The 23117-nt window shown below is 73.7% G+C and carries 21 protein-coding genes; 5 read left to right on the top strand and 16 right to left on the bottom strand.

The annotated features are described in order from the left end of the window. Positions 1-5 precede the first annotated feature (5 nt). Both BMW99_RS02625 and BMW99_RS02620 read right to left on the bottom strand, forming a co-directional pair. Positions 6-836, bottom strand: a complete 831-nt coding sequence (locus BMW99_RS02625; RefSeq protein ID WP_069463325.1) for an SDR family NAD(P)-dependent oxidoreductase — start codon at positions 834-836, stop codon at positions 6-8. Beyond that, positions 833-1369 carry a flavin reductase family protein gene (locus BMW99_RS02620; protein ID WP_177226048.1) on the bottom strand — a complete coding sequence of 179 codons (537 nt, stop codon included), beginning with the start codon at positions 1367-1369 and terminating at the stop codon, positions 833-835. The genes BMW99_RS02625 and BMW99_RS02620 overlap by 4 nt, the downstream gene beginning before the upstream one ends. A gap of 255 nt (positions 1370-1624) precedes the next feature. Here BMW99_RS02620 and BMW99_RS02615 point away from each other — a divergent pair, with 255 nt between their 5' ends. Beyond that, the gene (locus BMW99_RS02615) at positions 1625-2692 is read left to right on the top strand and encodes a phosphotransferase family protein (protein WP_075016140.1); all 1068 of its coding nucleotides are present in this window, start codon (positions 1625-1627) and stop codon (positions 2690-2692) included. A 40-nt stretch (positions 2693-2732) separates the two neighbouring features. Next, entirely contained in the window at positions 2733-4214 is a 1482-nt protein-coding gene (locus tag BMW99_RS02610) for an FAD-dependent monooxygenase (protein ID WP_069462698.1), read from the top strand. Positions 4215-4340: 126 nt separating this feature from the next. Here the strand turns inward: BMW99_RS02610 and BMW99_RS02605 are convergent, their stop codons facing one another. From BMW99_RS02605 to BMW99_RS02580, 6 genes are read right to left on the bottom strand one after another with little or no spacing between them, the layout of a single operon-like run. After that, the gene (locus BMW99_RS02605) at positions 4341-5405 is read right to left on the bottom strand and encodes an LLM class flavin-dependent oxidoreductase (RefSeq protein ID WP_069462697.1); all 1065 of its coding nucleotides are present in this window, start codon (positions 5403-5405) and stop codon (positions 4341-4343) included. A 41-nt stretch (positions 5406-5446) separates the two neighbouring features. Then, a complete protein-coding gene (locus BMW99_RS02600) occupies positions 5447-6205 on the bottom strand; it encodes an SDR family NAD(P)-dependent oxidoreductase (RefSeq protein WP_069462696.1) in 759 nt (252 codons plus the stop codon). Next, positions 6202-6663: a nuclear transport factor 2 family protein gene (locus BMW99_RS02595; RefSeq protein WP_069462695.1), complete on the bottom strand. Its 462-nt coding sequence runs from the start codon at positions 6661-6663 to the stop codon at positions 6202-6204. The genes BMW99_RS02600 and BMW99_RS02595 overlap by 4 nt, the downstream gene beginning before the upstream one ends. Beyond that, a complete protein-coding gene (locus tag BMW99_RS02590) occupies positions 6656-7294 on the bottom strand; it encodes a nuclear transport factor 2 family protein (RefSeq protein WP_079175897.1) in 639 nt (212 codons plus the stop codon). Before BMW99_RS02590 ends, BMW99_RS02595 begins: the two co-directional genes overlap by 8 nt. Beyond that, complete coding sequence (locus BMW99_RS02585) at positions 7284-7733, bottom strand: nuclear transport factor 2 family protein (RefSeq protein ID WP_069464252.1); 450 nt, start codon at positions 7731-7733, stop codon at positions 7284-7286. The genes BMW99_RS02590 and BMW99_RS02585 overlap by 11 nt, the downstream gene beginning before the upstream one ends. Further along, positions 7730-8062: an antibiotic biosynthesis monooxygenase family protein gene (locus BMW99_RS02580; protein ID WP_245791149.1), complete on the bottom strand. Its 333-nt coding sequence runs from the start codon at positions 8060-8062 to the stop codon at positions 7730-7732. The genes BMW99_RS02585 and BMW99_RS02580 overlap by 4 nt, the downstream gene beginning before the upstream one ends. Positions 8063-8379: 317 nt before the next feature. Between BMW99_RS02580 and BMW99_RS02575 the strand changes: the two genes are divergently transcribed. Together BMW99_RS02575 and BMW99_RS02570 are read left to right on the top strand one after the other, a co-directional pair. Continuing rightward, positions 8380-10011 (top strand): FAD-dependent monooxygenase, encoded by a 1632-nt coding sequence (locus BMW99_RS02575; protein ID WP_218159293.1) that lies wholly within the window; start codon positions 8380-8382, stop codon positions 10009-10011. Positions 10012-10099: 88 nt separating this feature from the next. Beyond that, entirely contained in the window at positions 10100-10951 is an 852-nt protein-coding gene (locus BMW99_RS02570; RefSeq protein ID WP_176735526.1) for an NAD(P)H-binding protein, read from the top strand. Positions 10952-11030: 79 nt separating this feature from the next. Here the strand turns inward: BMW99_RS02570 and BMW99_RS02565 are convergent, their stop codons facing one another. The 3 genes from BMW99_RS02565 to BMW99_RS02555 form a co-directional block, all read right to left on the bottom strand. Next, the gene (locus BMW99_RS02565; protein ID WP_069463179.1) at positions 11031-11642 is read right to left on the bottom strand and encodes a TetR/AcrR family transcriptional regulator; all 612 of its coding nucleotides are present in this window, start codon (positions 11640-11642) and stop codon (positions 11031-11033) included. 80 nt (positions 11643-11722) lie between these two features. Further along, positions 11723-12376: a hemerythrin domain-containing protein gene (locus BMW99_RS02560; RefSeq protein WP_069463180.1), complete on the bottom strand. Its 654-nt coding sequence runs from the start codon at positions 12374-12376 to the stop codon at positions 11723-11725. A gap of 61 nt (positions 12377-12437) precedes the next feature. Next, positions 12438-14009 carry an MFS transporter gene (locus BMW99_RS02555; RefSeq protein ID WP_079138354.1) on the bottom strand — a complete coding sequence of 524 codons (1572 nt, stop codon included), beginning with the start codon at positions 14007-14009 and terminating at the stop codon, positions 12438-12440. A 682-nt stretch (positions 14010-14691) separates the two neighbouring features. Here BMW99_RS02555 and BMW99_RS02550 point away from each other — a divergent pair. Next, complete coding sequence (locus tag BMW99_RS02550; RefSeq protein WP_069463181.1) at positions 14692-15609, top strand: AfsR/SARP family transcriptional regulator; 918 nt, start codon at positions 14692-14694, stop codon at positions 15607-15609. Positions 15610-15827: 218 nt separating this feature from the next. On the opposite strand, the gene BMW99_RS41130 is transcribed toward BMW99_RS02550, so the two are convergent. From BMW99_RS41130 to BMW99_RS02525, 5 genes are all read right to left on the bottom strand, one after another. Beyond that, positions 15828-18500 carry a hypothetical protein gene (locus BMW99_RS41130; protein WP_075016139.1) on the bottom strand — a complete coding sequence of 891 codons (2673 nt, stop codon included), beginning with the start codon at positions 18498-18500 and terminating at the stop codon, positions 15828-15830. Positions 18501-18596: 96 nt separating this feature from the next. Continuing rightward, complete coding sequence (locus BMW99_RS02540) at positions 18597-19157, bottom strand: RipA family octameric membrane protein (protein ID WP_245791148.1); 561 nt, start codon at positions 19155-19157, stop codon at positions 18597-18599. A gap of 229 nt (positions 19158-19386) precedes the next feature. Then, the gene (locus BMW99_RS02535; protein WP_075016138.1) at positions 19387-21168 is read right to left on the bottom strand and encodes an ATP-binding SpoIIE family protein phosphatase; all 1782 of its coding nucleotides are present in this window, start codon (positions 21166-21168) and stop codon (positions 19387-19389) included. Positions 21169-21331: 163 nt separating this feature from the next. Next, a complete protein-coding gene (locus BMW99_RS02530) occupies positions 21332-22468 on the bottom strand; it encodes a phospholipase D-like domain-containing protein (protein WP_069463086.1) in 1137 nt (378 codons plus the stop codon). A gap of 277 nt (positions 22469-22745) precedes the next feature. After that, complete coding sequence (locus tag BMW99_RS02525; protein ID WP_245791147.1) at positions 22746-23093, bottom strand: STAS domain-containing protein; 348 nt, start codon at positions 23091-23093, stop codon at positions 22746-22748. Between the last annotated feature and the right edge of the window lie 24 nt (positions 23094-23117).

Raw genomic sequence — 23117 nt, 5'->3', positions numbered from 1 at the left:
CCTCCTCAGTAGTTGCCGAGGCCGCCGCAGACGTTCAGGGCCTGAGCGGTGATCGAGGCCGCGGTGTCGGAGACGAGATAGCCGACCATGCCCGCCACTTCCTCGGGGGTGCTGTAACGGCCCAGCGGGATCTTGGCGTTGAAGCGGGTCAGCACGTCCTCGGCGGTGGTGTCCCAGGCCGCCGCGTAGCCGTCGCGGACCCGCTGGGCCATCGGCGTCTCCACATAGCCCGGGCAGACCGCGTTGACGGTCACGCCGCTGCGGGACTGGGCCAGTTCCAGCCCGAGCGCCTTGGTGAAGCCGACCACCGCGTGCTTGGACGCGGAGTAGGGCGCGCCGAGCACCACGCCCTGCTTGCCGCCGGTGGAGGCGATGTTGACGATCCGCCCGGACGCCTTGCTGCCCAGGCCGCCCGTGGTCAGCGCCTCCCGGGTCATCCGGAACACGCTGTGCAGGTTGGTGTCGATCACGTCGAGCCACAGCTCGTCGCTGATCTGGGAGGTCACCCCGCCGCCGCTGCGGCCGGCGTTGTTGACCAGGATGTCCAGCGGCCCGAAGCGCGCGACGCAGCTCTCCACCGCCCGGCGCACGTCGCCGGCCCGGCGGACGTCCGCGGCGACGCCGTCGGCGGTGATGCCCTCGGCGTCCAGGGCCTTCACGGTCGCCTCGACGTTCTCGGCGGTGCGGGCGGTGAGGAAGACCCGGATGCCGGCCCGGCCCAGGGTGCGCGCGACGGCCAGGCCGATACCACTGGTGGCGCCGGTGATCAGCGCGACCCGGCCGTCGCCGCCGGCGTCGTCACGCCGGGGCGGGGTGTGCGGATGTGCGGTCGTCATGGCTGTCCCTTTCCGGGAGTCGGGTGCGAGGACGGGGCGAGGTCGCCCACGGTGAGCAGCGAGCCGCAGTGGAAGACCATCGGTGCGAGGCCGGCCTCGACCCCGAGGCCGACCACCTCGGCCACCGCGAAGAAGTGGTCGCCGAGCTTCTGCACCTGCTGCACCAGGCAGTCCAGCCAGGCCGTGGTGCCCGGCAGCACCGGGTTGCCGTGCGGCGACTCCCACCAGGTGAGGTCGGCGAACTTCTCCCCGCCGCTGCGGGCGAACCGGGCGCACAGGTCCTGCTGGTCGTGCGCGAGGACGTTCACGGTGAAGGAGCCGGAGCCGCTCATCGGCGGCCAGCTCGCCGAGGACTCGTCGATGAACACGCCCACCAGCGGCGGCTGCAGCGACACCGACACGAAGGACCCGACGACCAGCCCCGCAGGCCCGTCGCCGGTGGCCGCGGTGACCACCGTGACGGTCGTCGGCACATGGGCGAGCACCTGCCGGAACATCTGCGGCTCCACATGGGTGCCGACGGGTGGTGCCATGCCCATCTCCGGCCTCCTGCCTGGCGATCGAGCGGGTTCGGCGAGCACGTTCGGCCGCCTCGCCGCCGATGCTGGCAGCCGCTCTTGGGGCCGTGATGGGTGCGCGATGAAGGGCGGCCCGTGCGCCGGTCGCCGGGGTCCGTGACCCCCTCAGCGCGGCCCCACCGCGCCCCCAGCGCGCTGCGCGACGATCATCGGCGGCGGCCGAAAGGGGGGCGCCGCAAGGCCCGTCCGCGTTCGGTGAGGAGCCGGCCCATGCCCGTACCGCAGCAGCGCGATCCCGAGCTCACCCGCAAGCGCCTCACCGGCTGGCTCGCCGAGCGGCTGCCGTCCGCCGGCGAGCCGCGCATCGCCGTGACGGTCCCGCAGGGCGCCGGCTTCTCGCACGAGAGCCTGCTGGTGGACGCCGAGTGGACCGACCGCGGGCGGCCCCGGAGCACCCGTCTGGTGGTCCGCGTCGCCCCGGCCGGCTACCGCGTCATGCCGGTCTCGCACCTCGACGACGAGTACGCGATCCTGTCGGCGCTCGCCGGAACCGACGTGCCCGTGCCCGCGGTGCTCGGCCACGAGCCGGACCCGGGCCTGCTGGGCGCGCCCTTCTACGCGATGGCCCACGTCGACGGGTGGGTCCCCACGGACCTGCCGTCGTACCACCGGGCCGGGCCGCTGCACGACCTGCCGGCCGGGGGACGGGCCGCGGTGTGGTCGAACGGCGTGGACGTCCTGCGCCGCCTGCACCGGCTGGACCCGGCCGCGCTGGGCCTGACCGGACTGCGCGCACCGGCCGGCCTCACCGCCCAACTGGACTTCTACGAGCGCCACCTGGACCATTTCGACGGTCCCGGGGCGGGCGTGGCCGTGCGGGCCCTGGACGTGCTGCGCGCCGCGCTGCCGCCCCGGCCCGCGACGCCCCGGCTCGTCTGGGGCGACGCCCGGCTGGGCAACCTGCTGTACTCGGGCACCGCCGTCGCGGCCGTGCTCGACTGGGAGATGGCGTTCCTGGGCCCGGGCGAGGCGGACCTCGGCTGGTACCTGTGGTTCGACCGCCACCTCAGCGAAGGCGTCGGCGCGCCCCGCCTGCCCGGACTGCCCGGCAGGACCGAGACCGTCCGGCGCTACGCGTCCGGCGCGGCGGCCGCCGCCCGCGAGACCGCTGAACACCTCGGCTGGTACGAGCTGTTCGCCGGCTTCCGGTTCGCCCTCATCGCGAACCGGGTGGGCCGGCTCATCGTCGAGCACGGCATGGTCGCCTCCGAGGACGACGTGCCGCTGGCCCGCAATGCCGCCCGGCTCCTGGACCGCGCCCTGCACGAACGCACCTGAGTTCCCGACCGACCGACCCCGAGCCCCTGGAGGCCGCACCGTGGAAGACCAGCAGCACCGTACCGACGCGCTCGTCATCGGCAGCGGGTACGCCGGAGCGATCGCCGCGTCACGCCTGGCCGCGGCCGGAGTGCGCACCGTCGTGCTGGAACGCGGCCGGCGCTGGACCGTCACACCGCGCGGCGACACCTTCGCCACCCAGCGGGACCTCGACGGCCGCGCCGCCTGGCTCAGCGAACGCTCCCCGCTGACCGACCGGACGCTGGACGTCTACACCGGCGTCCTGGAGTCCCTGGACGGCGAGGGCCTGACCATGATCGCCGCGGCCGGCGTCGGCGGCGCGTCCCTGCTGAGCAACGCCACCATGGTCGAACCGTCGCCCGAGCTGTTCCGGCAGGCGTTCGGGGACGCCCTCGACCAGACCGAGATGACCACCCGCTGGTACCCGGAGGCCCGCGAACTCATCGGCTGCAGCCCCGTACCCGACGACATCTGGGCCTCCGAGTTCTACCGCTCGTCCCGTTCCTTCGCCGGGCAGCTCGACCGGGCCGGCATCCCTTACCGCCGGGTCGACCTCGCCGTCGACTGGGACGTGGTGCGTGAGGAGATGGCGGGCCGGCGGGTCGCCGCCGAAGTGGCCGGGCTCAACCTCTTCGGTGTCAACTCCGGCGCGCAGCGCAGCGTCGACCGCACCCTGCTGGCCGGTGCCGAGGCGACCGGCCGGGTGGAGGTCCGCCCGCTGACGGTGGTCACCGCGATCCGCCCGGACGGCACCGGCGGCTACGCGGCGGCCTGCGAGCGGATCGACGAACGCGGCACCGTGCTGGAACGCTACGAGGTGCTGACCCGCACGCTGGTGCTGGCCGCCGGCACGCTCGGCACCACCCGGCTGCTGATGCGCGCGCGGGCCGCCGGCGCGCTGCCCGCCCTGCCCGACGCGCTCGGCACCAAGGTCGGCAACAGCGAGGTGATCACCGCCCGGACCGGCATGCCCGAGAACAACCCCACGCAGGGCGGGCCTTCGGCGATCCTCGTCCAGGACTGGTGGGACAACCCGCACGCCCCCGTGTCCCTGCTCAACTTCCCCTGGGTGGACGCCCCGGCGGGCGAGGGCTGGATCACCACCATCGGCGCCTGCCCGTCACCGGCGGTGGGCACCTTCCGGTTCGATGCCGCCAGGGACGACGTCGTGCTCGGCTGGCCGGTCGACGACCCGCGGGTGACCGTCATGGCCAAGGCCGTCCAGGACACCCTGGACCGGCTGGACGCCGCCAACCCCGGCAGCAGCACCGCCTTCGCCCGGGTCGGCACCACCGGCGGGAACGTGGTCGGCGGCGTCCCCCTCGGCCTCGTCACCGGCGAGGACGGCGGCGTGCACGGCTGCCCCGGCCTGTACGTGGTGGACAGTTCGCTGCTGCACGGCTCCTCCGGCGGGGTGCCGCCGGCCCTGACCGTCGCCGCGGTGGCCGCGCGCACGGTGGCCGCGATGGTGCCGCGGATCGCCGCGGTGTCCGTCCGCTGATCCCGTCCGCCCGGCGGACCCCGCCGGGTACGGCGAAGGAGCGGCCGCCCCTCACGGGCGGCCGCTCCTTGGCGATGCGGGTCTGCGCCGGTCCCGGCCGGCCGGTGCGGTCCGGGGGAGAGCGGGTCAGTCCTGGTCGCGGAAGTGCGGCAGCACCTGCTCGGAGAACAGCCGCATGGTCCGCACCGACTCCTCGAACGCGGGGTTGCCGGAGATGACCTGGAGGCTGATCGTGACGTCCCCGAACCACTCGCGGATCGTCCGCAGCCGCTCGACGACCTCCGCGGGCGTGCCGACCAGCACCTTGTTCTCGGCGAGCGACCGGTCGAAGTCCGCCTTGGCGATCCGGTCGACGATCTTCTCGTACCCCTCGTAGCCCTCGCTGCGCCGCTGGCCCCAGGCCGCGACCGCGTCCACCATCACGGAGTTGGTGCGCTGCGAGTACTCCTTGCCCTGGGCGTGCGCCTCGCCGGCGTCCTCGCTGAGGTAGCAGTTGTAGCTCATGTGCACCTCGTCGCCGCCCGGTTCGTGCCCGGCCTCGGCGTACGCCTTGCGGTACAGGGTCAGCATCTCCTGCACCTTCTCGCGCTTGGAGATCGACGGCACCAGCAGCAGCCCGTGGCCGTCGCGGCCGGCCTGCTCGCACGAGGACGGCGTGATCGCGGCGGCGACCAGGATCCGCGGATGCGGCCGCTGGTAGGGCCGCGGCAGCAGGGTCACCGGACCGAACCGGTAGAAGTCGCCCTCCCAGACGACGTTCTCCTCGGCCCACAACCGCTGGCAGGCCCGCAGACTCTCGGCGAACCGCGGCCGGCTCTCGTCCATGGACAGCTCGAAGGCGTCGAACTCGTCGGGCAGGAAGGCCCGTCCGAAACCGACCTGCAGCCGCCCCTTGGAGATGTTGTCCAGCATCGCCAGCTTGCCCGCCAGCTTCAGCGGGTGGGTGAAGGCCGGGATCACCGCTCCCGTGACGAGCTTGATCCGCCTGGTGCGCGCGGCCACGGCGGCCAGGAAGGTCACCGGATCCGGGCTGTAGCCGCCGTACTTGAAGAAGTAGTGCTCGACGGTCTTCACATGGTCGAACCCGAGGTCCTCGGCCAGCTCGGCCAGCCGCAGCGCCTCGTCGAAGTACGTGCCGGCCGGCTTGTCGTCCGGGCCGACGGTCGGGAAGAAGTTGATGCCGAATTCCATGGGGATGTCTCCTCGTTGGGCGACTTCAGTAGGCCGCGGCCTCAGAAGACGACGGACGCGCCGCCGTCCACCGCGATGATCAGCCCGGTGGCGAAGGACGCCTCCGGCCGTGCGAGGTTCACCAGCCACCAGGCCACTTCGTCCGGCCGGCCCACGCGCCCCAGCGGCACGCGGGCCCGCTGCCGGGCGCGCAGCGCGGCGACGGCGTCGGTGTCCAGCCCCGAGTGCTGCCCGATCGGGGTGTCCACCGGGCCGGGCGAGACCCCCGCGACCCGGATGCCGCGCGGCGCCAGCTCCAGCGCCCACGTCCGGGTGAGGAAGTCGAGACCCGCCTTCGTCGCGCCGTACACCGAATGACCCGGCCAGCCGCGCTGGTTGCCGGCCGTGGTCACGTTGATCACCAGGCCCTTCGCGGCCTCCAGCAGCGGAAGCGCGCGCTGGGTGAGGAACAGCGGGGCCAGCAGGTTGGTCTCCACCTGCGCCCGGGCGCCGTCCTCCGCGACGCGGCCGAGCGGCGCCGAGCGCATGGTGACCGCGTTGTTCACCAGGACGTCGAGGCCGCCGAGTTCGCGCGCCGCGACGTCCACGATCCGGTCCACCGCGCCCGGCGCCGCGATGTCCTCGGCGCAGAGGCGGATCGACGGGTGCTGCCCGGCGGTCTCCGCCAGCGTGTCCTTGCTGCGCCCGACCACCAGCACGCGGGCACCCTCCGCCGCGAAGGCCAGGGCGGTGGCCCGGCCGATGCCGGTGCCGCCGCCCGTGACCACGACCGAGCGGTCCCGCAGCGCGTCGCCGGTCACAGCTCGGTGCGCTCGCCGGCGGTGTCCACCGGCGACCACCACAGGTTGCCGCGGGTCACCCCGTCGCCGAAGAGCGCGCTGCGGCCCTCGACGATCCGGCCGTTCTCCCAGCGCAGCATGTGCACGCCCTCGACCTGCAGCCGCTCGTACGGGGAGGTGGTGCCCTCCGGGACGCCCGGCCGGTAGCCGTCCAGCTCGTACACGTCGATGGAGACGCCCGCCTCGGGGAGCACCAGGATGTGCCGGGTCGTCGCCGCGAACCGGCCGCCGTGCGCCTCGCCGAGCTTGCCCATCTTGCCCAGGTAGTCGTCGAGGCCGTTGTACCAGCCGGAGAACTGGTGGTGGCCCGGCATCTCGAAGCGCAGGTTCTCGTCCCAGTACTCGGCGATCTTGCCGCGGTCGCCGGTCATGAGCGCCGCGTACGCGGCCTCGACGCGTTCGCGTGTCAGGTCAGCCATGGTCGGGGTCCTTCCGTGTCGGTGCACCGGCGCTGCCCGCGGGTGCGTTGTCGTGGGAGTTGATCCGGTGCCGGACCCGCCAGTCGCCGTCCTGCCGGACCAGCACGTCCCGTCCGGTGGTGCTCAGGTACACCTCGGGCGCGCCGCCCTCGGGGGTCTGCAGCAGGACCGCGCGGTAGCGGGTGCGCAGCGCGCCGGCGCAGGTCCCCGCGCCGGTCTCCGTGCCGGTCCCGGCGGCGGCGTCCATGGCGGCGTCCGTGGCGGCGTCCGTGGCGGGGGAGAGGGTGAGCATGCCGATCAGGTAGCGCCGGACGGCCGCCGCCTCCCGGCGGGCGGCCACCGCGCCGCGCGCGGCGGCGACGATCGCCGCCCGGCCGCGGCGCGCCGACGGGGCGTTCCCGGTCCACACCCGGCCGGCCTGCGCCTCCTGCTCGAAGACCGCGTCCTCGGTGAAGGTCAGGGCCCACTGGTCGAGCCGGCCCTCACCGAGCAACTGCGCCTGCCGGGCGTAGAAGCGCTCGACCTCGGCGTAGAGCGCGGCCGGGGCCGTGCCCGGGGCCGGGGACGGAGCCGTGACCGGGGGTGCGGTGCCGCCGCTGCCGGCGGCCGGCCCGCCGCCCTCAGGCGCCATCGTGGTTGATCAGGCGGTGCCTGATCCGCCAGCGTCCGTCCTCGCGGACCAGCGTGTCCTCGCCGGTCGTGCTCAGGTACACCGACGCCTTGCCGCCGGCCGGCGTCTCGAACACCACCGCGTAGTACTTGGTGCGCACCGAGTCGGCGTCGACCCGGTCGGCGACCACCATGCTCAGCCAATGGCGGCGCACCACGTCGCGGCCCTTGAGCCGGTCCACCCCGCGGCGCATGGACGCGGCGATGGTGTCCCGGCCCCGGGTCGGCTCCGGCTTGACGTTCTGCGCGAACACGCCGTCCTCGGTGAAGCCGTCGGCCCACTCCTCGGCCTCGGCGTTGTCGAGCAGCTGCATGTGGTGCGAGTAGAACTGGACGATCTGCGCGTACGTCTCCGCGTCGACGGGAGCCGCGGTGACGGGAGCCGCCTCGGTCTGGGTCATCGGGGCTCCCCGACCGTGTCGGCCCGGCCCTGCTCGACGACGTCGCTCATGTGCGGCTCGCCCTTGATCACGGTGCCCAGCGCCTTGAGCCGGCGCCTGAACTCCGGCTCGGCCAGGGCCTGGTCGAACGTGGCCTTGCTCTCCCACTCCGCGACGTTGAAGTAGATCCCGGGGTCGTTCTGCGAGCGGACGAGCTGGTAACGGATCAGGCCCGGCCGGGTCCGCATGAACTCGGCGACATGGGCGTAGATCCGCTCCAGGTCCTCGGCCGCGCCGGTGAGCGTCAGCTTGTTGACGAAGACGAACACGAAGGCTCCTTGTCTGTGCACGACGGGTCCGTACGCGGCGTCGTCCGGTGCGACGGCGCCGGTACGGGAGTGGTCGGGGCAGGACGGGTGCGGGCGAAGCCGCGTGGTGCGGCAACCACCCTCGTACCGCCCGCTGATGGGCAGGTGGGGTGCCGGTGAGGCGCGGCAGGTGCCGGGCACGGGCCGGAGGCCGGGCCCGCTCCGGGACTACCGCGCCTTCACCGGGAAGCGGGCCGGGCAGCAGCGCGGCCCGTCCGCGTCCCCAGGGCCGTTGCACAAGCTGGCCGCATGCCCACGCAGGGCCCAAGCAGCCTGCGACCTCCCGGGGAGGAGCCTCCGTGCCGGTCCACAGCACGTCCGAGACCCAGCGTCCAGCGAACCCGACCGCGTCCACGGTGCCCGTACTCATCGCCGGCGGCGGCCTGTCGGGCCTGACCGCCGCGCTGTTCCTGGCCCTGCACGGCGTGCGGCCGCTGCTGGTGGAGAAGCACCCCGGCACGTCGGTGGTGATGAAGGCCCGAGGCCAGTACCCGCACACGATGGAGGCGCTGCGGATCGGCGGCGTCGCCGACGCGGTCACCGCCGCCTCGCCCGGCGGCACCGGCGAGTTCTACATGGCGCTGGCCAAGACCCTGTCCGGGCCGGTGCTGCGCGGCATCATGACCGAGGGCGAGATGGGCATGCGCCACGTCTCGCCCGAGGACTGGGCGATGGCCAGCCAGGAGCGGACCGAGGAGATCCTGGCCTCCCGTGCCGCCGAGCTGGGCGCCGAACTCTCCTTCGGCACCGAGCTGCTGGACCTGGCACAGGACCCGGACGGCGTCACCGCCGTCCTGCTGGACCGCGCGAGCGGTGCCACGCGGACGGTGCGGGCCGCCCACCTGGTCGCCGCCGACGGCCGGCACAGCCCGGTCCGCGGGATGCTGGGCATCGGCACGCACGGCCGCGGCCATCTCGGCAACGTCTTCCGGGTGTTCTTCGACGCCGACATGCGCGCCGCCGTCGCCGGCCTGGACGGGAACGTCGCCGAAGGCGGCCGGTTCGCCCTCTTCCACCTGCTCGACCCGGTCCCCGGCGTCTTCTACACCACCGACGTGCCCGGCCGTTACGGCTACATCCGCGGCATGTCCCGCGACCAGCCCGACTACACGGGCTGGAGCACCGCGCAGTGCGAGGAACTGGTGCGCGCCGGGGTCGGCATCCCCGACCTGGAGATGACCGTGGTCGGAACCGGTGAGACCACGATCGTGTGCGAGGTGGCCGACCGGTTCAGCCAGGGGCGGGTGCACCTGGTCGGCGACGCCGCCAAGGTGGTGCCGGCGCCGGGCGGCCTGGGCGGCAACACCGCCGTCATGGACGGCTTCTACCTGGCGTGGAAGCTCGCCATGGTGGTCAAGGGGCAGGCCGGGCCCGGGCTGCTCGACAGCCACGACGCCGAACGCCGGCCGGTGTCGGACATGATCGCCGAGCAGCAGTACACCAACACCGTCGAACGGCTCGGCCCCGACCTGGACGCGACCACCGCGGCGGCGCCCATCGACCCCGTCACCCAGGTCTTCGGCTACCGGTACGCCCACGGTGCCGTGGTCCGCGAACCGGGCGACGCCGGGGAGTTGACCGAGAATCCGGCCGAGCCGACCGGCCGGCCCGGCTCCCGCGCCCCCTACGTCCCGCTCGACGCCGTCGGCACGCCGTCCACCACCGCACTGTTCGGCCGCTCCTTCGTGCTGCTCGCCGGCACCGGGCCCGAGGGCGAACAGTGGGCGCGCGCCGCCGCCGAGGCCGCCGGGCGGCTCGGCATCGAGCTGCCGGTGCACCGCCTCGGCGGCTGGGAGAAGGCGTACGGCGTCACGTCCGCGGGGGCGTCCCTGGTCCGCCCGGACCGCTTCGTCGCCTGGCGCGCCCAGGACCTGGCCGGACTCGGCGGCCTCGAACCCGCCCTGCGCACCGTCCTCGACCGGCAGCGGTGACCGGCCCCGCTCGCACGGGCCCTGCCCGCTCTCCCGAACGTTCCGACCCCGGACCCACCCCCCAACCGAAGGGACGACCATGTATCTGGTGACCGGCGCCACGGGCAACATCGGCGGCAAGGTGCTGGCCCGGCTGCACGCGGCCGGGCACAAGGTCCGCGCGCTGACCCGCGACCCGTCGCGGGCCCCGCTCCCCGAGGGCGTGGACGTGGTGGCCGCCGACCTCGGCGACCCCGGCACGCTGCCGGCCGCGCTCGACGGTGTGCACAAGGTCTTCCTGATGTCCCTGGGCCACGACAAGGGCACGCACGACGCCCATCTCGTCGCCGCGGCCCAGCGGGCGGGCGTCGCGCACATCGTCCAGCTGTCCACGCTGGGGGTCGAGGAGGTCGCCGAGGAGAACGACACCCCGCTGGGTCGCTGGCACCGGATGGCCGAGCAGGCGCTGACCGCCTCCGGCCTCGGCTGGACGATCCTGCGGCCGAACGGCTTCATGACGCACGCCCTCGGCTGGGCCCCCGGCATCCGCGCCGCGGCGGTGGTGCGCAGCCCCATCGCGGACCTGCCCGAGGCCCTGGTCGCACCCGAGGACATCGCGGACGTCGCCGTGCGCGCCCTGACCGCCGACGGTCACGAGGGCAAGGTGTACGCGCTGACCGGCCCGGAGGCCCTCACCACCCGCGAGCAGGTGGACGTGCTCGGCGAGGTGCTCGGGCGCCCGCTGCGGTTCGAGCAGATCTCGCTCGCCGAGCACCACGCGGCGATGGCGGCCCGCTACTCGCCGGAGACCGCCGACGGGGTGGTCAAGGCGCTGCGCGCCGCACTGGAGTCCGGCGACGGCTTCCGCGGCCGGGTCTTCCCCGGCGTGCCGCAGGTGCTCGGTGCACCCGGCCGGACGTTCCGGGACTGGGCGACGGAGCACGCGCACGCGTTCGGCTGAGGCCGGCGCCGCACGGCGCCCCACCGACAGGGCCGGCCCACCGGGATGCGGAGTGGGCCGGCCCGCCGGTGTCCGCGGGTCAGCGGGCCGCGTGCGCCCGCAGGAAGTCGTCGACGACCTGCCGTACGTAGCGGCCGTCGAAGGCACGGCCGGCCAGCAGCCGGCGGTACATCAGCGGCCCGGCGAGCTCGTCGATCGCCCGGTCGGTTTCCAGGTCGGCCGGCAGCCCGCCGCGGAGCTTGGCGCCGTCGAGGACCTCCCGGAACACCTTCGAGCCGTTCCGGTACAGGGACTCCTTCAGCTCGGCGAACACCGGGTCGGCGCCCGCCCGCTCGATGACCGCGCGCAGTCCGGTCTCGCTGACCGGGTCGTGGAGCAGGGCCCGCAGGCCCTCCAGCTCGCGGACCAGGTCCTCGCGCAGGTCACCGGTCGGCGCGGTGTGGGCGCCCGCTATCCGCAGCGCGATCGCGTCCCGGATCAGCTCGGCCGCGTCGGGCCAGTGCCGGTACAGGGTGGTGCGCCCGACGCCGCTGCGCGCGGCGACCGCGACATGCGTCACCGCGGACCAGCCCTCCTCGACCAGGAGTTCCTGGGCCGCGGCCAGTGCCGCGGCACGGCTGCGCGCCGCCCGCGGGTCGGGGCCGCGCTGCGGAGCGCCGTACTGGCCGTCCGTCTCCGTGGAGGTCGGCATCTGACTCCCATCCGTCTGTCCGCCCGCGCGCCGGGCCGCCCCGGTCCGGAGCCGCCCGGCTGCGGGGCCACCGCCGGGACTCACCCGCGTGCGGCCGGCCCCCACGGCGAGCTCTTCTCGTACTTCGGGCGCCACTGCCTACGATAGAGAAACCTGACCGGCGGCGGGACGAGCGCCAGCACGCGCCGCTCAACCGACGGGGGCGCGCCGTCCAGCACCCACGGGAAGAAGTGCGCGCCGCCCTTGAAGCCGACGGCGCGCCGCTGCTCCTGACTGAAGGCGTTCCACTCCTTCTCGGTGAGCACCGCGTCGACCAGGGGAAGCCCCTGGGTCTCCTCGTGCTCCAGGTGGGCGGTGAGCGCCGCCCCGAGCTCCTCGACGGTCGAACGCAGCCGGCTGGTGCCGCCACCGGCGAGCTGCTGGTCGATCGAGGCCATCAGCGGGTCCAGGACGGAGTGCTCGGCCTCCATCGCGTCCAGCAGCGCCAGCCGCTCCGGGACGGCGCCCACCTTCGCCCGGATCGGCGGCCACAGGCTGTTGTCCTCGGCGGTGTGGTGGATCGTCAGGTAGCGCTCGAACGTCGCCCAGCCCTGCCGGAAGGCCGTCAGGTCGCCGGTGGTGCTGTCGGCCGCCGCGACCAGGCGCGCCAGGTCGCGCCGGAAGGCGTCGTGCGCGGCGTACATCATGAGGAAGTCGATCTTCGACGGGGTGTCGTATCCCGTGCCCGTGCTCATCGGTGTCTCCTAGAGATCAGTGCTCGGTGATCGCGGGGCCCTTTGCCGCCCGGCGACCGGATCAGAGTGGGACGCCGGCGTCGGCGCGTGCCGCGTCCTCCGCCGAGACCCGGATCGCCGTCGCCGCGATCACCGCGGCCCCGACGAGGATGAATCCGGCGATCAGGAATCCGACGCTGTAGCCGTGCGCCAGGGAGTCGCTCACGGCGTGCCGCATCCGCTGCCCGGCCGTGCCGCCGCCGGTGGTACCGCCGCTGTGCAGCAGATGTGCCATCCGGTGCCGTGTCGCGGTCGCGGCGACCGTGCCGAGCACCGCGAGCCCCAGCGCGCCGCCGACCTGCTGGCTGGCGTTGAGCAGGGCGGAGGAGATACCGGCCTGCTCGCCCTCGACCCCGGCCACCGCCGTCAGCGTCAGCGGCACGAAGCACAGCCCGATGCCGCTGCCCACGATCAGCAACGGGCCGAACAGCGCGCCCAGATAGCCGCTGTCCGCGTCGATCCCGGACAGCCAGAACATGCCGCCCGCCGACACCAGCGTGCCCACCGTCAGCAGCGGCCCGGGACCGACCCGGCCCACCAGGCTGCTGCTGAGGGTGGCGCACACCGCGGTGCCCACGGCGAAGGTCAGGAACGCGAACCCGGTCCTGAGCGGGCTGAAGCCCAGCACGATCTGGATGAACAGGGTGAGGAAGTAGAACAGCACGATCAGCGACGAGCCGATCGCGAACATGATCGCGAAGGCGCTGGACCGGTTCCCGTCGCGGAAGATCGGCAGCGGCATCAGCGGGGACGACGACCGGGCCTCGATCGCGAGGAACGCGACCAGCAGAGCGCCGCCGACGGCCAGCGGCACGATCGTGGCGGAACTGCCCCAGGAGTGCGAGGCCGCGTTGATCAGGCCGTACACGATCAGCGACATGCCCGCGGTGACCGACAGCGCGCCCGGCAGGTCCAGCCGGCCGGCCGCCGCCCGCGACTCGCGGAACGCGCGGGTCGCCGTGAGCAGGACGAAGGCGCCGATCGGCACGTTGATGAACAGCACCCAGCGCCAGCTCAGTTCGTCGGTGAAGACCCCGCCGAGCACGTTGCCCAGCGCGCCGCCGACGCCGGAGACCGCACCGTAGACGCCCATCGCCTTGTTGCGCTCGGCCCCCTCGGCGAAGGTGCTGGTGAGCAGCGCGAGCGCGGCCGGGGCGATGAGCGCGCCGGACACGCCCTGGGCCGCGCGGGCGGCCAGCAGCCAGCCCTGGTCCTGGGCCAGGCCGCCCAGCAGTGAGGCGACCGTGAGCAGAGCGGCGCCGGCCATGAACGTCCGCCGCTGGCCGTACTTGTCGGCGATCCGCCCGCCGAGGAGCAGCAGGCCGCCGAAGGCCAACGCGTAGGCGTTGACGACCCATTCGAGATTGGACGCGGAGAAGCCGAGCGCGCCCTGGATGGACGGCAGGGCGACGTTCACGACCGAGACGTCGAGCACGACCATCATCTGGGCGAGGGCGATCAGGGTGAGGGCGAGGCCCTTGCGCGAAGGGGCGCCGGTGTCGTCGTACGCGTCGTGCTTCGCGTGCGGGGAGTGCGGTGCGTCGGTGCTCGGCACGGGGGGCTCGGCCCCTGGCCGCACGGTTCGGTCGGTCACGAAGGCGCTCCTGACGGTGAGCCGCGGCTGGATGTCCGTATGAAACAAACTGTACCGTATCTATGGGACAGAATGCACCGCAAGTTCTCCACGGGGCAGCGCGGGCCCTGGCGCCGGGACGTCCGGCCTCACCGGCTCGTGCGCGGGTGGGGCCGCCCGCGGACGGGCGCGCACCGCTTCGTCGTACGGGCGAAGGACGCCGCCGTCCGCAGCGGCAAGGAACCGTTCCGTTTCCACCTCTCACCAGGTGGATGACCGTGCGGAGTGCGATCGGGCGCACCGGCGGTCCTGCATTGTTCAAGCGAAATTGCCCCGTCGCGACGGGTTGCCTCCAGGCATTTGAGACCCAGCCACTATCAGAGGTCGCCACAGTGGGGGCGGAACGGCTCATGCACCTGGCATTTCCGTTCGCTCGCGGCCCGCCGACCACCACGTCACGCCCACCTGGGAGCCCGACTTCCGCCAATGACTTTAACGGCGTTTTACCGTGATGCGCAACCATGGGTCGGCAATGGTGCCGTTGACGCCTTGCGTCGAATGAACTGATTCCAGTCCCCGGCAGTGCGCGAAATGTCCGACGGCTCCGCCCGGAAAGGGTGGGCCTGGCCCGCGCCCGGGGCTTCCGACCGCACCATCTCTCTCCCAGTAGCAGTCTCACTCGGAAAGGTGGTACCAGGCTTTCATGGAATTCGCCATACTCGGTCCGCTGAGGGTGTACGAGCAGGATCGCATCTACGCTCCGACGGCACCGAAACAACGTCAGTTGCTGGCCCTGCTGTTACTCAACGCCAATCAGGTCGTATCGACGAGTACGTGCATCGAGGAGCTCTGGGAGGACAATCCACCGAATACGGCCCTGTCCACGCTGCAGTCCTACATTCTGCAGTTGCGCCGCATGCTGAAGCAGGTGCCGCGGATCGGCAGCCTGCAGGCGGCGCGACACGTTCTGGAAACACGCGGCGGCGGCTACCTGCTGTCCGTCGGAACCCATGAACTCGATGTCAACGTCTTCGCCGACCTGGTCCGCGAGGGACGCGCCGCACTCGGCAAGGACGACGTCCACGCGTCCCGCGTGCTGGGCCAGGCGCTGACCATGTGGAAGGGCGGCGCCCTGTCCGACGTCACCGCGGGCCCGATCCTGCGGACCCACCTCGCCGGCCTGGAGGAGAACCGGACCAGCGTCCAGGAGCAGCGCATCGACGCGGACCTGCGGCTGGGCCGCCATCACGAACTGCTCGGCGAGCTCAGTGCGTTGACCACGCAGTACCCGACCCACGAGAACCTGCACGCCCAGTTCATGCTCGCGCTCTACCGCTCGGGGCGGCGCATCCAGGCGCTCGGCGTCGTGCAGCGGCTGCGCGAGGTGCTCCACGACGAACTCGGTCTGGAGCCCTCACCGGCCATCCGCCACCTGCACCAGGCGATTCTCGCGTGCGACGCGGCGATCGAGGCGCCGGGGGAGCGGGACACGCTGCTGTCACTGGACCAGGCGGCGCGTGCCGGCCATGCCGGGCACGCCGGCCACGGCAAGCGGGGGGCCGGCCACCCCCGCCCCGTCCCGGAAGTGGCGGCGTTCCTGCCGCGGGCCGTGGACCGGTAGCGCCGCACTCCGCGTCCCGGCCCGCGAGCCGCCGGACGCCGAGCCCGCGCGTGGCCCAGCGTCGTGCCACGTTGAGGTCCCGTCGACTGCGGGGGTCGACTCCGGGGCCCACCCGCACGCCACCCCACCCCCCACACACACCACCCCGGCACGCCGTCCCCCACCCGCTCCGCCGGGGGACGGCGTGCACTTGTCGTTGCGGGCGCGCTGAGGGGCGGTCAGGGGGCCGGCGAGGCGGGGGGCGGGGTGGGCGGGGCGAAGTGCCCGGCCGACGGGGGGATCCAGAGGAGGGTGATCGCGGAGAGGCCGCTGAGCGCGAACAGGGCGAGTACGGCGTGCTGGGCGACGCCGGAGGTGAAGAGGAGCAGCAGCGGGGCGGCCACGCAGCACGCGGGGAGCGCCAGCAGCGTGGCGGCGATCCGGGCGCCGCGCACACCGCGCCGGCACAGGTGGGCGAGCCACACCCAGAGCCCGATCAGGGACAACGCGATCAGGACGTTCGCGAAGACGGCGGCGGAGACGGTCGGCGTGGCCGCAGTCGTCGCGGGGGAACCGGGATCGGACGCCGTCGGCAGCGTGGTGGCGATCCGGTGGGCGATGAACGCCTCGGACAGCACCGCGAACCCCATCGCCCCGTAGATCAGGCGCAGCGCGGCTCTCACCGTCGGAGGCACCGTGCCCGGCCGGTGCTTGTGCGCGCCCGGGCCGAGCAGCGGCTCCACTCCCGGACCGGACTCCGAGGCGGCGGCCGGGGCCGCGGCCGGGCCCCACCGTGGGCCGCCCCCGGTGGCGAACCCCCGCAGCAGCGGGCGGTCGTCGTCGAAGTGCGGCGCGGACCGCGCGCTCCACAGCAGGACGACCGCGGCGAGAGCGGGCAGGACGAAGAGCAGTTCACCGGCCCGCGACGCGAAGCCGTGGACCGCGGTGACGGCGAGGGAGGCGGCGGCGAGACCGCCGGCGCCGCACAGCACGGTGGCCGCGCTGCGGCCGACCTCGCTCCCCCGCAGGCATCGCCGCACCACCCAGAGCCACACGGCCAGGGGCACCACCAGGAAGAAGACGACGTCCGCGACCGGGGAGTCGCCGACCGGTCGCGGCTGCGCCACGTAGTAGGCGGAACTTCCACCGGCTCGCTCCCAGTCGCGGAACGCACCAATGCCGATGACTCCGGCCAGGACGTACAGCGCCATCGCGGCGTACATGAGTCCCAGGGCGCTCCGGACGGTGGCGGGAACGACGCCCCGCTCCGGGGCTGCGGCCTGCGGCGCGGCTGTCCGCGGTGGCAGGTTCCGCGGTCCCGCGGCCGGCGGCGGAGTGGCCGGCGGCGAAGTGGGCTGCGGCGAAGCCGCCTTCGGCCCCCATCCCCAGCCCCCGGGACCGGGCGCCCACCGCGGGGGCGGCGCCGGAGCAGCCCACCGCGGGCCCGGGCCCGGGCCCGGGCCCGGGCCCGGGCCCGCGCCCGGCCGTGGCCCTGGCGCCGGCACCGCGGCGGCCGGCGGCACCGGCCACCGCCCCATCGCGTACTCCATCGCCCGCATGAGGCACACCGCGTACGTCCACTCGGTACGCCGCTGCGCCCCCCACGCCGACCAGCCCTCGCCGGGCACGTACACGAGCAGGTGCGCCGCGCCGGTGCGGTTGAGCGGCCGGATGCCCTCGAACAGCGGCCACGCGCTGACGAAGTCACAGAACGTCGCCCACCGGGTGGCCACATCGGGCGGCGGCACGTAGGCGGGGACGAAGCGCAGCACCTTGCGCAGCGCCGGGTTCGCGCGAGCCCATGCGGCACGCCACGGCGACCAGGTCCGGTTCGGGGGGATGACCAGGACGAGGGGGTGCGGGGCCATCGCGCCGCCGAGCATGCCCAGTTCGTAGCGGACCCCCGCCCGCAACTCCATCGGGGCCGCGGAGACCACGACGGCGCGACTGCCCTCCGCGACGTCCCTGACCTCCTGCTCCCACGCGTTCCAGGGATGGAGCGACAGGAAGATCTTGGCCGCGCCCAGAGTGGCCAGTCCCTCCGCGTTCGGATCGTTGCCCGCGATGATGGGCCCGTAGTGCTGGAACCGCCAGGCGAGGGTCTCCTCGAACGGCATGCGCCGCCGGAACGACAGTTCGTCGATCAGGCCCCGCCGGCTCATCGCGCCGGCCCGGATCTCGACGGTGTCGTCCTGGAACGTCCGCAGGTACAGGAAGTACGGGCGCTGGTCCTGCCTGAGCACTTCGACGGCACGCGGGGAACGGTGGCGCAGTCCCCGCCCGTCGATCCGGCGGACGACGGACGTGAACGGACCGGCCAGCAGCGAGGCCGCGGACACGCCGAGGACGATCGGCCAACCGACCTCGGGGCCCATCGTGCCGCTGACCGCCAGGGCCATCGCGAGCAGGCCGTACAGGAAGAGCAGTGGGCCGAAGAAGAAGGCGAAGGGGTAGAAGATCGCGCCCGCCGCCAGGCGCCACCCGGTCCCCGGCAGCGAGTGCCGCGGTCCGGCCGACGCGCCGCGCTGCCGCGCGTACATGGGGTGGGAGAGCGACCGGCTCAGCGCGGTGAGGCCCACGGCCGCGGCGGCGAGACCGACGGTGACGGTCCCGCGGACCGCGTCGCCCCGGGCATCGTGGTCGCGCTCGGCCAGCACCAGCGTGGCGAGTCCGAGCCAGCAGGCGGCGACCACGAAGGCCCGGCGAGCCAGGACCGCCGCACGGTACCGCCGGGCGCGGCGGCGCAACTGCCGTACCTCCGGGCCGATGTCGTGCCAGCGCGGGTGCGGGCCGGGCAGCTCGTGCCGTTCGGCCTGGCGGCGCCGGACGGCGACCTTCAGCACGAGCAGGCCCAGCAGGCCGGCGGCCGGAGACGCGTCGGCGAGGACCGTGGCCACGCGCGAGATGTCCATCGGCTGTTCCCTTCGGCGGGGTGCGGAGCGGAGGGCGCGGGACGGTGTGTGCGGTGCGCACGAGACGTGACGGGACGACGCGCCGGGGTGCGTCGCTCAGCGGGACGTGACGGCCACCACGACGAAGCCGGTCACGTAGAGCGCCGCGAAGACCAGCGGCACGCACTGCTCCAGCTGGCTCATCGGCCAGTAGCGCCCCCGGTCCGCGCCCTCTCCCAGGGCCTTCCACTCGCCCCGCCAGTAGGGCGACGTCGGAAGCCGCTCCTCCAGGGCCCCGATCACCGCGAACTTCGCCGAGTTGAGCTGCCGGTACGACCTGAGCAGGCAGAACCAGGTGCCGGACATGACGAGAAGCACCAGGAGCGGGAAGACCAGCAGCCCGACGGAGGACTTCTGCAACCCCCACACGAAGGCCACCGCGGTGCCGACGGTCGAGTTCAGGCTGAGGAAGAAGGCGTTCATCGTCGCGCGCCGCGCGCTGACGCGGTCGGTCATCTCGACGTAGAGCTTGTACTGCTCCAGGACGGCGTCCTGGTAGGGCCGGCGGGCCGCGTCGTAGGCGGACTCGTCGACCCCGGCGGACCAGAGGGAGGGACGGACTTCGGCGACGCTCGCATGCCGCAAGCGGAAGTAGCTACGCAACGCGATGACGGCCACATGCCCAGTCTTCGGTGGAATCGTCAACTCCACGTGCTTTTGCGGTGCTTGTGACTGTCTCGTGTCTTTGGCCGGGCACACTTGCCACCATGCCGAGCGGAGCGCCGGTCACCTAGCCCGGCTCAGCGGCGAGTTCGCCGGCCGCCGGCGCGCGACGGGCGGCCGGGCCGTCCGCTGCAAGACCGCAACGAGCCCGCCGGACCCGCCGACCGCCACGAGCCGGACGCGCCTACCCGCCGACGGCCTGCTCGGTCCAGATGGTCTTCCCGGTCGGCATGTACCGGGTGCCCCAGGCGTCCGCGAGCTGGGCGATCATGAACAGGCCGCGGCCGCCCTCGTCGGTGGCGTCGGCGTGGCGCAGATGCGGTGAGGTGCTCGCCGCGTCGGACACCTCGCAGATCAGGGAGCGTTCGAGGATCATGCGGAGCCGGATGGGGCTGCGGCCGTAGCGGACGGCGTTGGTGACCAGCTCGCTGACGAACAGTTCGGTCAGCGGCTGGACCTCGGCCAGCCCCCACGTCCGCAGCTGTCGCGACGCCAGGTCGCGTGCCTCCGGCACGGCGGCGGGATCGGCCGCGAGGTCCCACGTGACGACGCGGTCCGCGGGCACGGCCCGGGCGCGGGCGAGCAGCAGGACGGCGTCGTCGTCCGGGCGGTCCGCCCGCACCGCGGCCCGCCACACCTGCTCCTGGAGCAGATCCAGCGGCCGGTCCGCCCCCGCGAGGGCGCGGAGCAACCCGGGCAGCCCGGCGTCCGGCCCCGCCGCCCGGTCCTGCACCAGGCCGTTGGTGAAGACGGCGATCACGCTGTCGTCGGGCAGGTCGAAGTCGGCGGCCGCGAAGGGCGCGCCCCCGATGCCCAGCGGCGGGCCCGTCGGCAGGTCGAGCAGTTCCGCGGGCCGGCCCGGCCGGACCACCACCGGTGACGGATGACCCGCGCTGGCCGCGCGGCAGTGCCCGGTGACGGGGTCGTAGACCGCGTAGAGGCAGGTGGCGCCGGCCTCCTGGCCGGCGTCGTGGGTGCCCTGCCGCGGGTCGACGGCCCGGCCGACGAGGGTGTCGAGTTTGGCGAGCAGTTCCTCCGGCGGCAGGTCGAGGCTGGCGAGGGTGCGGATGGCGGTCAGCAGGCGCCCCGCCCGGGCGACGGCGGAGATGCCGCGCCCCGCGACGTCCGCGACGACCAGGCCGACGCGCGCACCGGACAGGGAGATGACGTCGTAGCAGTCGCCGGCGATCCCCGCCCGGCCCGAGGCGGGCAGATAGCGGTGGGCCGTCTCCACCGCCAGGTTCCGCAGCCGGTCGCCGCGCGGCAGCAGGCTGTGCTGCAGGGCGAGCGTGGCCTGGTGCTCCCGCGTGTAGCGGCGGGCGTTGTCGATGCAGACCGCCGCGCGCGCCACCAGGTCGCGGGCCAGCGCCAGGTCGTCCTCGTCGAACGGCTCCGGCAGCCGCCACCGGTAGAAGTGCGCGAGCCCCAGGGTGACGTCGCGGGCCCGCAGCGGGACCGTCATCAGCGAGTGGACTCCCGCGCCGAGGATCTTCGCGCTCCGGGCGGGATCCTGGGCGAGCCAGTCGGCGGCCCGGTCCAGGGCCGGGACGAGCAGCGGCCGGCCCGCGGCCAGGCAGCGGGCGTAGGGGGTGCTCGGATGGAACGTCATCAGCTCGCCGGCCCGGTACGTGGCCTCCGGGGCGTCCTCGGTCAGGGAGGTCACGGCGGCGCGTCGCAGCACGGCCGCGCTGCCCACCGGCCCGGACGCCGGTTCCTCTCCCTCGGCGACGCCCTCCAGCAGGTCCACCGCGACCAGGTCGGCGAGGCGCGGAACCGCGGCCTCCGTCACTTCCTCGGCCGTACGGGTGACGTCCAGTTCGGAGCCGATCCGCTCCGACATCTCGTTCAGCAGGGCCAGCCGGGCGCCGGGCGAGCGAGGCGGGAGGGCGTCCGGCGCCGGGCCCCGCGGCCCCGGACCGCGGGGATCGCCCCCGCTGCCCCGGTTGCTGCCGGCTCGGCTCTCCATGACGGTGTTTCCCCCGCTCGGGCACCGGCGGCCCCGGCGCTGCCTGGAAGGTCAGCTTCTCATCAACCAGGAGGGGTGAGCGTGGACGGCGGGGCCGTTCGGGTGAGCCCGCACGCCTGGCGCGGGCCGCCGGCGTCCGGCCGGCCCCGCCGGTCCACGGGCGTCACAGGAAGCGGCGGACGGGCTGGACGACGGCCTCCTTGACGCGCTGCCGCAGGGGGCGGCCGCGCCAGCGGGCCGGGTCGATCGCCACACTGTGCCGCAGGTCCTCGTCGAAGTCGGCGTCGAGCTCCGCGGTCAGCCGCTCGTCGAGCACCGCGAGCATGACCTCCTCGTCGTGATCCATCGAACGGCGGTTGAAGTTGCTCGACCCGACGAGGGACGTGACCCCGTCGACGGTGACGATCTTGGTGTGCAGCATCGTCGGCTGGTACTGCCGGATGGAGACCCCCGCGCCGAGCAGTTCCGCGTAGTGGTGCTGGCCGGCGAGCCGGCAGGCCCGCTGGTCGGTGTGGGGCCCGGGGAGGAGGATCTGCACCTCGACGCCGCGCCGTGCGGCGGCGCACAGCAGTCCGACGAAGAACGCGTCGGGCGCGAAGTACGCGGTCGACAGCCGCAGGCGCTCCTCGGCCGACGTGATGACGACGCGCAGCAGCGTCTGCATGTCCTGCCAGCCGAGACTGGCCGATCCCCGGACGACCTGGACCGTCGACGTCCCCGGCTGCGGCTGCTCGGTGAAGCGGTCGCGGTCGTCGTACAGCTCGTCGTGGCACTCCGCCCAGTTCTGCGCGAAGGCGGCGGCGAGGCCGTCGACGGCGGGACCGCGGACCTCGAGGTGGGTGTCGCGCCACTCGTCGGGTCCCCGCGCGTCGCCGCACCACTCCTCGGCTATGCCCACGCCACCGGTGAACGCGATCTGCTCGTCGACGATGAGCGCCTTGCGGTGGCAGCGGTGGTTCTGCTTGAACGGCGACAGCCACAGCGGTTTCCGGAACCAGACGACCTGGACCCCGGCCCCGTCCATCATGTCCAGGAGGTCCTGCTCGATCTCCCTGGCGCCGAAGCCGTCGAGCAGCAGCCGCACGCGGACCCCGGCGCGCGCCCGGTCGGCGAGCGCGGCGGCGAAGTCCCGCGCGATCCCGCCGCGCCAGTACACGAACGTCATCAGGTCGACGGTGTGCCGGGCGCCGCGCACGGCGTCGAGCATGGCCGGGAAGATCCGGTCGCCGTTGCGCAGCGGCCGCAGGGAGTTGCCCTCGGTGGCGGCCACGCCGATCAGCCGTTCCAGCCGCCGCCGCATCCGCTGCTTGCGCTCGGAGCCGGCTGAGTCGGCCGGGTCGGCGGTATGCCCCGTATGCCCCGTATGGCCCGGGTTCGCCCGGTGCCCCGCGACGGCTTCGGCCGGCCGGTCGGCAACGGCCGCTTCTGCGAGGTCCGGAGATCTCAGCGCGTTGTTCGCGTCGGTGTTCACACCGTCTGGCTGCCCCCGATCGGACGATCGAGACCTGCCGGTTTTCCGCCGCCGCGCGCACCTCCGGGCCGCATTGGCGTACGACTCGGCGTGAAGGCCGTCCGGGTCAGCTGTGAGGCGAGGGACCGGTACTGGCGATGCGGAAGTACTCGGAAGTGCCGGTGACGTCCAGAAGCCTGCTGACCGTCGGCTGCAAGGGGCCGAGAAGGACCAGGGAACGCCCCATTGCCTCGTGATGGCGGTGCATCGCGAGCAGGGCGTTGAGAAGCATGCTGTCGGCAAAGGCGAGTTGGGACAGGTCCACGGCGGTGACGGGCAGCGCCGCCTCCCTGGCGGTGTCCCAGACCGCCTCCATGTCCTCCGCGTCGTCGAAGTCGAGCTCGCCGCGCAACGCGATGACGAGCACCTCGTCGTGACGGCTGACCTGCACCTTTGTCTCGAAGCCTTCTGGCACCGGGCCATCTTCACAGGTGATCCC

It is taken from the genome of Actinacidiphila rubida (genome assembly GCF_900110255.1).
In the GTDB taxonomy this organism is placed as follows: domain Bacteria; phylum Actinomycetota; class Actinomycetes; order Streptomycetales; family Streptomycetaceae; genus Actinacidiphila; species Actinacidiphila rubida.
Note: the sequence above shows the minus strand (reverse complement) of the source record. Positions and strands in the feature narration are given on the sequence as shown.